At 67.0% G+C, this 9,747-nt stretch carries 7 protein-coding genes; all 7 read left to right on the top strand.

Translation table 11 applies throughout. From position 1 onward, the window contains the following. The first annotated feature begins 171 nt into the window (after positions 1–171). Positions 172–2,961 (top strand): ABC transporter permease, encoded by a 2,790-nt coding sequence (locus tag K789_RS0108335; protein WP_024366360.1) that lies wholly within the window; start codon positions 172–174, stop codon positions 2,959–2,961. Beyond that, positions 2,958–3,725: an ATP-binding cassette domain-containing protein gene (locus K789_RS0108330; protein ID WP_024366359.1), complete on the top strand. Its 768-nt coding sequence runs from the start codon at positions 2,958–2,960 to the stop codon at positions 3,723–3,725. The genes K789_RS0108335 and K789_RS0108330 overlap by 4 nt, the downstream gene beginning before the upstream one ends. A gap of 10 nt (positions 3,726–3,735) precedes the next feature. Continuing rightward, complete coding sequence (gene metG / locus K789_RS0108325) at positions 3,736–5,295, top strand: methionine--tRNA ligase (RefSeq protein WP_024366358.1); 1,560 nt, start codon at positions 3,736–3,738, stop codon at positions 5,293–5,295. Between the two features lie 424 nt (positions 5,296–5,719). Continuing rightward, a complete protein-coding gene (locus tag K789_RS25075; RefSeq protein ID WP_128081586.1) occupies positions 5,720–6,535 on the top strand; it encodes a hypothetical protein in 816 nt (271 codons plus the stop codon). A gap of 108 nt (positions 6,536–6,643) precedes the next feature. Next, positions 6,644–7,348, top strand: a complete 705-nt coding sequence (locus tag K789_RS0108315; RefSeq protein ID WP_024366356.1) for a class F sortase — start codon at positions 6,644–6,646, stop codon at positions 7,346–7,348. 66 nt (positions 7,349–7,414) lie between these two features. Beyond that, positions 7,415–8,467, top strand: coding sequence for a 3-isopropylmalate dehydrogenase (locus tag K789_RS0108310; protein ID WP_024366355.1), 1,053 nt, complete (start codon positions 7,415–7,417; stop codon positions 8,465–8,467). Positions 8,468–8,593: 126 nt separating this feature from the next. After that, entirely contained in the window at positions 8,594–9,706 is a 1,113-nt protein-coding gene (locus K789_RS0108305; protein WP_024366354.1) for a branched-chain amino acid aminotransferase, read from the top strand. The last annotated feature ends 41 nt before the right edge of the window (positions 9,707–9,747 follow it).

Genomic DNA, 9,747 nt, shown 5'->3' with positions numbered 1-9,747 from the left:
CCGCCGCCGGTGTCCGCGAACACATGGCCGGTCTGCGTACAATGGCTAGGTCCGAATTTCGGATCCGGCCGGCAGTCCGGCCTTTACTTTTGCACACCCGGCAGGGGACGCCTTCACTTCCGCAGGGAATGAACTTCGGTGTGCGCACGCAATCCAGCTTTCAGGAGCCCAATGAACGCCGTCCAGAGGTTCATCAGAAGCCGAGTGCTTCTGCTGACCGCGTCCATTTTGATCGTGGCCATGTGCCTTTCGGTCCTCGTGCAAGGTCAGTCGCAGGCCGCTTTGAACCGGACCGTTGACCAGAACTCGCGGGGGCTCTACGACGTCCTCGTCCAGGCCAAGGCTGACGACAACGGCGGGCTCATGCAGCCGGATATCGCCACCGGCCAGGGCGGCATCAGCTTCGAGCAGCTGGACGCCCTCCGGAAGCTCTCCGGCACGTCCGTTGCGGCCCCGATCAGCCTCGTCTCGCGCGTCACCCAGAACCTCGAGTCCCCGCGACTGGATGCCACCGACTACCTGGGCTACAACGCCGGACTCGCCGGCACCGCCGGGGACCCCAGCGCCACTGATCCGAGCAAATGGCCGGCCGCGGAGTCGGTGCTGTCCGACACACCAAAGAAATACCGGCTCACTGCCAGCGCCGTCAGCTCCGACGGCCAGTCCGACCAGACCCTGTTCAAGACCACGGCCGAAGGATCCCTCGGCAAGGCGAAGCTCATTGAAGAGCAGGTCGCCGGCGGCAAGAACGTCCGCATCGCGGGCCCGGCGGGGGAGACCGGCATCAAGTTCCCGGCCCCGGCCGGCGGTTCCGAGCACACTCTCTTCAACCTTTCCGTCTCCCTTCCGTTCGCCCCGCAGGTGACGGAATCCGTCGTCGCCGTCGACCCCGTCTCCGAGCGTGCCCTGCTCGGCAGCGCCGGCGATTTCCTCGCCCCGCTGGAAAAGGCGCCGCCCGCCGACGCCCGCAACGCCGGCGCAATCGGCCGGCACTTCGAGAGCCTCTTCACCACCGGCATCGGCATGGACGAACTCAAGGAAGGTCCGGACTTCCTCGGCGTCAAACTCAAGTACTGGGCCCCGCTGATGAGCCAGTACCAGCAGGCCAAGCGCAACGGACAGCTGACCGACGACTCGCAGGCGATCCCGCTGATCGTCCGCTCGGGCACGTCCCTTGACCTCAAGTACTCGGTCAAGATCGAGGAAATCGACGCCGCAGGCAATGTCACCAAGGACGTCGGGACCGCCACCCGCTCGCTGGACAAGGACTACCTCCCGTTCGTCTCCAAGTCCCCGTTCGCCCTGGCCTGGCCCGGCTCCAAGGACCTCTCGCAGCTGCTCGGTGACACCGGAACCTTCAGCCAGGGCCTCTACAACCCCGCCACCTGGAGCACCGACTTCGCCTCCGCCCCGAAGTACAAGGACGGCGAGACGGCCGGCAACGGCGCCGTGGACAAGAGCGCCACCCCCGGTGACTGGGTCACCGTGAACCGCCTCCCCGAGAAAGCTGCCGACGGGTCCGCGGTGGACCAGACGCAGCGCAAGCCCGTCGACGAGCGTGCCTACCGCGAAGGCCTCGAGACCGGCAAAAAGCCGGCGACTCCGCTCGCCATGGTCTACGGCACGTTCGACGCCGGGAAGGTCCAGGCGGCCGCCGGCGACGTCAACCGCCTGCCGCTGGGCGGCTATGACCCCACGCCGTTTACGCTCACCAAGGACGCCTCCGGCAAGGACGCCAGCAACACCGAGCTCAAGCCGTCGCTGAGTGCCACGGGCCTGGCCAGCCAGTCCGCCGGCGCCATCACCGACTACTACGGCCTGGCCGCTGCCCGCGGGTACGAGGACAACGCCGCCGTGATCGACGCCGTGCGGGTCCGGGCCAAGGTGCCCGGCAGCTGGAAAGAGGCGCAGCCCGAGGTGGAGAAGCTGGCCAACGAGATCCGGGACATGGGCCTGCAGGCAACCGTTGTTGCCGGCTCGGCCCGCGAGGACGCCAGCATCTTCGTCCCCGGCTACTCCAAGGACGACGCCGGCAAGGAGTCCCCGCTCGGCACCGTGCAGCAGTCGTGGGTGCGCCAGAACGCCGCGGACGCCGTCTCCGGTTCCCTCACCAGCACCAACCTGACCCTGCTGTTCCTGACCCTTTGCGGTGCCGCCCTGCTGACCGGCGCCTCCACCGTCAGCTACGTCCGCAAACGCCGCAGCGAGGCCGGGACCCTGCGCGCCATGGGCTGGACCCAGCGCCGGATCCGGTCCTGGGTGCTTGCCGAGTTTGGTGTCGGTGCCGCCCTGCTGGCCCTCGCCGGGATCATCCTCAGCCTGGTCAGCTGGAACCCTGCCACTGCGATCGTCTCGGCCTCGGTGCTGGTGCTGTATGTGGGTGCGGCCTTCTTCGCCGCCCAGCAGCTGCGCCACCGCGAGGTGGTGGACCAGGAGCCGCAGCACGATGAACGGCTCATCGCCGTGGACTCCCCGCTGACGTTCGCCAACCGGCAGCTGAGCACCAACAAGTTCAACACCATTTCCCTGGCTGTTGCTGTCGGTGTTTTCGCCGCCGCCGTCGGCGGGATGGTCGCGCTGCTGATCGACATTCCCCGGGCCGCCGGGGCGAGTGCGCTCAGCGGCCTGGCCGCCACGTCCATCGCACTGCCCAGCGTCATCCTCGGCCTGTCCGGCGTCGCCGTGGGGCTGCTGCTGACGATGGTCACCGGCCGTTTCGAGCTGCAGGCCAAGCGCCAGTACCTCGGCACGCTGCAGGCCATGGGCTGGAACCCGGACATGCTGGGCCAGGTCCGCTTCTTTGAAAATGCCATGGTGGGAACGGTCGCGCTGCCGCTGGGCGTCCTGGGCGCCCTGGGCGTCGGACTCCTCCTCGCCCCCTATGCCGCGCTCTGGGCCGCTATCGCCGGGCTCGTGGCTGTACTTTGCTGGATTCCAATTGCAACGAAAGTGGTCCGATGAACAACGACCTGAACCTTGACCGTGAGGCTCACGAGCGGATGACTGCGAGCACCCGCCGCGGTGCCCACCAGACGCGCGCCAACACGATCGTGAAGGCCGCGGACCACGCCACACCGCTGGAGCTCAGCAATATCACGATCCACTACGGCGGCGGCAAGAGCGGCGCCGAAGCCGTCAACGTGGTGGACGACTTCAACATGACCCTGCACGCCGGCGAGATGCACTGCGTCGCCGGCCGCAGCGGCTCGGGCAAGACCAGCATCCTGACGGTCGGCGCGGGACTGACCCTGCCGACGTCGGGCCGGGTGTTCTGGGAGGGCGACTCGCTCGAAACCATGGGCGACGACGAAATCGCCGACCGCCGCCGGGCCCTGATCGGTTACGTCGACCAGGGCGGTGCCCTGATCGACGGCATGAGCGCGCTCGAGAACGTGCTGCTGCCCGCCGTGCCCGACGGCGAGGTGGACAAGCGCCGCGACATGGCCAAGGACCTCCTGGACCTCGTCGGCCTCGGCCGGCGCATGCGCCACCGCCCGGCCCAGCTCTCCGGCGGCGAACGCCAGCGCGTCGCGATCGCCCGGGCCCTGATCCTTGGCACCCGCGTGCTGGTGGTTGACGAGCCGACCGCCAGCCTGGACCGGGCCTCGGCCAACCGCATCATCAGCATCCTCAAGGACACGACGTCGGACGGAATCGCCGTCCTGGTGGCTTCCCATGACCACGAACTAGTCCGCCAAAGCGATACCCTCACCGAACTGATCTAGGCTAAAAACTGTGACAACTTCCGAGAAGACCCCGTTCTACATCACCACGGCCATCAGCTACCCCAACGGCGTGCCGCACATCGGCCACGCCTACGAGGTCATTGCCACGGATGCGATGGCGCGCTTCAAGCGCCTGGACGGCTACGACGTCTTCTTCATGACCGGCACCGATGAGCACGGCCTCAAGATGCAGCAGACCGCGGAAAAGGAAGGCATCCCGGTCAAGGAGCTGGCCGACCGCAATTCGGCCGCCTTCCGCCAGATGAGCGATGACCTCGGCATCTCCCTGAGCCGCTTCATCCGCACCACGGACCCGGACCACTACGAGGCCGCGAAGGCGCTCTGGCAGCGGATGGAAGCCAACGGGGACATCTACCTGTCCAAATACGCCGGCTGGTATTCGGTCCGCGACGAGCGGTACTTCGTTGAGGACGAGACCGAGGTGCAGGCCGACGGCCTCCGCTATGCCGCCGAAACCGGTACCGAGGTGACCTGGACCGAAGAGGAAAGCTACTTCTTCAAGCTCTCCGCATACCAGGACCGGCTGCTGGCCCTCTACGCGGACCACCCCTCCTTCGGTGCCCCGCACAACCGCTTCAACGAGGTCATCAGCTTCGTCAAGGGCGGCCTTGAGGACCTGTCGATCAGCCGCACCTCCTTCGACTGGGGAGTCCCCGTCCCCGGCAACCCGGACCACGTGATGTACGTCTGGGTGGACGCGCTGACCAACTACCTGACCGGCGTCGGCTTCCCCGACACCGAGTCCGAGTCGTTCCGGAAGTACTGGCCGGCGGACGTGCACGTGATCGGCAAGGACATCTCCCGCTTCCACGCCGTCTACTGGCCGGCGTTCCTGATGTCCGCCGGGCTGGAACTGCCCAAGCGCGTGATGATCCACGGCTTCCTGCACAACCAGGGCGTGAAAATGTCCAAGTCGCTCGGCAACGTGGTGGCGCCGGCGGACTGGGTGGCGCAGTACGGGCTGGACCAGGTGCGCTTCTTCCTGCTCCGTGAAGTGCCGTTCGGCGCCGACGGCTCCTACAGCCACGACGCGATCGTGGGCCGGATGAACTCGGACCTCGCCAACAACTTCGGCAACCTGGCCCAGCGTTCGCTGTCCATGGTGGCGAAGAATTGCGACGGCGCCGTTCCCGTCCCCGGGGGTTTCACCGCTGAGGACGCCGCGCTGCTGGGCCAGGCGAACGGCCTGCTGGACATTTCCCGCTCCGCCTTCGAAAAGCAGGAGTTCAACCGCGCGCTCGAGGCGATCTGGACCGTCCTGGGCGACACCAATGCCTACTTCGCGGAGCAGGCGCCCTGGGTGCTGCGGAAGACCGACGTCGAGCGCATGAACACCGTCCTGTACGTCACCCTCGAGGTGCTGCGGATCGTCGCCATCCTTGCCCAGCCGGTGATGCCGACGGCGACGGCGGCCATCCTGGGCACCCTCGGCCAGCCGGAAGGCGAAGCGCGGGAGTTCGCCGCGCTGGGCACGCCGATTGAAGCCGGCACCGCACTGCCCGCCCCGGCCCCGGTCTTCCCGAAGTACGAGGAGCCCGCCGAGGCCTGACCTCCGCCGCCCGTCCGCCGCTTGAATGCTCCCGCACCTTTGAGGAAAGGTGGGGGAGCATTTGCGTTGTACTCACGAGAGGTCGCAGGCGTGTTTCCGGGTAATACGCGCCACTTCGACGCCCGGCCGTCCGACCCTTTCCGGTAGGAAGCTACCGGCAAGTAGTCAATCGCTCCGTTACTGAGTACCCCACGCGGTAACAAGGTATTTGACTATCGATTAGACGAGTACCGACTACTCACGACCCGGCGATGCGGCCCCCATAGCCTGAAATAGCAAGCGAACTGACGACACTGCTGGGGAGTAACTGTCACCATTCAATTCGCTGTTTGAGGTCTCGAATAGTTGTCTTTCCTGGGTCTCTAAGACGGTTACTCCGCGCGCAGTCAAGTCCTTTAAACCTGACTGGACGGAGCGACGGAACATGAGACGGACAATTGCCACTCTGGGGGTTGTGGGGCTGGGGCTGATGGCGGCCACGGTGTCTGCCAACGCGGCGCCCCCCGCGGACACGAAGCTCACGATCTGTCATGCGACGAGCTCGCCGGGGAACCCGTTCGTCGTCGAGACAATCAACCTGAGCGCGCTGAAGGCCCACGCGAACGACACTCTGGACATCGTGCCGGCCAATGACGGGAAAATCTTTCCGAATGGACAGAACGTGAGCACTGCGAACCTGGCGTTCCTGGCAAATGGTTGCGTGGCCGTCGCTGTTCCCCCCGTGGACCCGCCCGTGGATCCGCCGGTGGACCCGCCAGTAGATCCGCCCGTGGACCCGCCCGTTGATCCGCCTGTTGATCCGCCCGTGGACCCGCCAGTAGATCCTCCGGTTGATCCGCCTGCTGATCCGGGGTCGGGGGACGAAACCCCGGGAACGGACACGACGCCGGGAACGGACACGACGCCGGGAACGGACACGACGCCGGGAACGGACACGACGCCGGGAACGGACACGACGCCGGGAACGGACACGACGCCGGGAACGGACACGACGCCGGAATCGACTGTGACGCCGTTGTCACCCGCCGTGGTGGTGCCCAAGGCTGTTGTCCCGGCCGCGAAAACCGTCGCGCCGGCCGCCAAGAAGGCCAACGTCGGCTACAACGTCCAGACCGCGGTTGGCCGCACCTCGGACTCCGGCATTCCCACGTGGCTGATGGCGTTGACCGGCGTTTTCACGGCGGGAGCGGCAGCGGTGCTCTGGAGCGGCGGAAGGCGCGCCAGGAACGCTGAGGGCTAAGCAGCACAGCTAGGGCAGAGCAATTCAGGGGCGGGTGCCGCGATTGCAGCACCCGCCCTGCACGTCCCGTTCCGCTTGCAGGGCGCAGGCAGCTAAACAGGAGCAATTATGAGAAGGCACCGTCGGAACCATCTACTCCGGGTACCCGGAATCCGTGGCCTGGTGCTCGGCCCGAGGGACATCCTCCTGCTCGTGGCCTGCGTCCTGGGACTCGCCACCGCCTGGCTGTTCTACGCGGCGTCCGCTCCGGGAATCGTGCAGCCGGCCTACGGACAGCAGGTGGCGGCAGCGAAGCCCGTGGCGGCATCCTCCGCGCCAAAGCCGACCGGGAGCCCCTCCGCTGTTGCGACCGCAGCACAGGGACCCGCGGCCTCCGTTCCGCAACGCATCACCTACCCCTCGGCAGGCATGGACGTGGTGGTCCATCCCCTGGAGCCGCCGAGCGGTGACGCCGAAAGCCGGAGCATCGTTCCTCCGGAGACGATGGACGGCTACTGGCTCACTCCCTTTGGCACGCCAGGGCTTGGCTCTGAAAACACCACCTACGTCATCGGCCACAGCTGGGAGGGCCTGGACGCGCCGTTCAACCTCCTGAGTACGGCCGCGGCTCCGGGCGACATCCTCACTGTAGCCACGGAGACCGGCATGCTCCGCTACGCCGTCGAGTCTGTCACCACCTACACGAAGTCCACCCTGAAGGACGGCCCCGTCTGGGACGCCGTCCCCAACCGCCTGGTGCTGATCAGCTGCTACACGGAAGATCCCTGGGGGAAGAACGTCGTCGTGGTCGCCTCTCCCGCCGGCGGCCCCTGACCCGGCGGATGTTCGGATAATGAGACAACTTGACCAGTATGTGGATGACTTGGCTACGCTGAAAACATGAGCGCATCCACGATTGATCTGGCCGTTATTCCGGGCGATGGCATCGGCCCCGAGGTCACCGCCGAGGCCGTGAAGGTCCTCGAGAAGGCCGCCGCCGCCGAGGGTATTGTCCTGCAGCAGACGCATTACAAACTCGGCGCGCAGCACTGGCTCGAAACGGGGGAGACCCTGCCGGAGGAAACCCTCGCCGATCTCCGCACCCGCGACGCCATCCTCTTCGGCGCGGTCGGCGCGGCCCCGGGCGACACCCGGATCCCCTCCGGCATCATCGAGCGTGAACTGCTGCTCAAGCTCCGCTTCAGCCTGGACCACTTCGTCAACCTGCGGCCGTCCCGGCTCTACCCGGGGGTCGGCAGCCCGCTCGCCAACCCCGGCGACATCGACTTCATCGTGGTCCGCGAAGGCACCGAGGGCCCCTATGTGGGCAACGGCGGCACCCTGCGCGCAGGCACCCCGCACGAGGTCGCCACTGAGGTCTCGCTCAACACCGCCCACGGCGTGGAACGCGTGGTCCGCGACGCCTTCCGCCGCGCCAACGACCGTCCCCGCAAGAAGCTCACGCTCGTGCACAAGCACAACGTCCTGGTCTTCGCCGGCCACCTGTGGAAGCGCACCGTGGAGGCCGTGGCCCAGGAGTTCCCCGAGGTCACCCACGACTACCTGCACATCGACGCCGCCACGATTTTTATGGTCACCGATCCCGCCCGGTTCGACGTCATCGTCACCGACAACCTCTTCGGCGACATCATCACCGACCTTGCCGCCGCGGTCACCGGGGGCATCGGCCTCGCCGCGTCCGGGAACATCAACATGGAACGCACCGCGCCGTCCATGTTCGAACCGGTCCACGGGTCGGCGCCGGACATCGCCGGCCAGCAGAAGGCGGATCCCACCGCCGCCATCCTCTCCGCTGCCCTCCTCCTGGACCACCTGGGCTACGGCACCGCCGCCCGCAAAATCGAAGCGGCCGTTGTTGCCGACGTCGCTGGCCGCGGCACCGCGGTCCGCAGCACCAGCGCCATCGGCGACGCCATCGCAGCCGCCCTGTAGGCCCGTGGTTGGCGGGGCGCCGGAGGGTCCGCCAACGGGCGTAAGCTTGTTTCGAATCACCAATATGCTGCCGTGGTCCGACGCTGAACCACGTTCACACACCAGGCAGCCGACCGTGGAGGAACCATGACTCAGACTGCCCATGGCGTCGAATTCACCCAGCAGCCCTCGGCAACCCCGAAGTCCGCTGAAGAACGTGCTGCCATCCTGGCGAACCCGGGTTTCGGCAACTATTTCACCGACCACACCGCCATCGTCGACTACAGCGTCGACGCCGAGGGCAAGGGCGGCTGGCACGATGCCCGCGTTGAGGCCTACGGCCCCATCTCCCTGGATCCCTCCGCCGCCGTGCTGCACTACGGTCAGGAAATCTTCGAGGGCCTCAAGGCCTACCGCCACGCCGACGGCTCCATCTGGACCTTCCGGCCGGAGGCCAACGCCGCCCGCCTGAACAAGTCGGCCCGCCGCCTGGCACTGCCGGAGCTCCCGGAAGAGTACTTCCTGGGCGCCATCCGCGAGCTCGTCTCCGCGGACAAGGAATGGGTCCCCTCCGGCGACGGCGAAGCCCTCTACCTGCGGCCGTTCATGATCGCCACCGAGGCCTTCCTCGGTGTCCGCGCCGCCCGTGAGGTGTCCTTCCGCGTCATCGCCTCCCCGGCCGGCAACTACTTCGGCGGCGAGCTCAAGCCCGTCTCCATCTGGATCTCCCGCGAATACGCCCGCGCCGGCCGCGGCGGAACCGGCGCCGCCAAGTGCGGCGGCAACTACGCCGCGTCACTGATCGCGCAGCAGGAGGCCGAGTCCCACGGCTGCAAGCAGGTGCTGTTCCTGGACCAGTTCAATGACAACGCCGTGGAAGAGCTCGGCGGCATGAACGTGTTCTTCGTGATGAAGGACGGCTCCTTGGTCACCCCCGCGCTGAGCGGCACCATCCTCGAGGGCATCACCCGGATGTCCGTCATCCAGGTGGCCAAGGACATGGGCCGTGAGGTCACCGAACGCAAGATCACGCTGGACGAATGGCGCGACGGCGTGGCCTCCGGCGACATCGCCGAGGTCTTCGCCTGCGGCACCGCCGCCGTCATCACCCCGATCGGCGTGCTCAAGGACACCACCGAGTTCATCGGCTCCGAGGACGCCAAGGCGGGGGAGACCACCATGGCCATCCGCGAGCAGCTCCTCGGCATCCAGACCGGAACCATCGAGGACACCCACGGCTGGCTGACCCGGCTCGCCTAAGCGACAGGACCGCAGTAACACCCAGCGTTCGACGGCGGCCC

It is taken from the genome of Arthrobacter sp. TB 26 (assembly GCF_000427315.1).
Classification (GTDB): Bacteria; Actinomycetota; Actinomycetes; order Actinomycetales; family Micrococcaceae; genus Arthrobacter.
The sequence above is the reverse complement of the archived record's forward strand: the minus strand, read 5'-3'. Positions and strand labels throughout refer to the sequence as shown.

Bases quoted from the DNA above. Each gene is read 5' to 3' on its own strand.
- K789_RS0108315 (WP_024366356.1), top strand. From the start codon at position 6,644: ATGAGAAGGCACCGTCGGAACCATCTACTCCGGGTACCCGGAATCCGT.
- K789_RS0108310 (WP_024366355.1), top strand. From the start codon at position 7,415: ATGAGCGCATCCACGATTGATCTGGCCGTTATTCCGGGCGATGGCATC.
- K789_RS0108330 (WP_024366359.1), top strand. From the start codon at position 2,958: ATGAACAACGACCTGAACCTTGACCGTGAGGCTCACGAGCGGATGACT.
- K789_RS25075 (WP_128081586.1), top strand. From the start codon at position 5,720: ATGAGACGGACAATTGCCACTCTGGGGGTTGTGGGGCTGGGGCTGATG.
- K789_RS0108335 (WP_024366360.1), top strand. From the start codon at position 172: ATGAACGCCGTCCAGAGGTTCATCAGAAGCCGAGTGCTTCTGCTGACC.
- K789_RS0108305 (WP_024366354.1), top strand. From the start codon at position 8,594: ATGACTCAGACTGCCCATGGCGTCGAATTCACCCAGCAGCCCTCGGCA.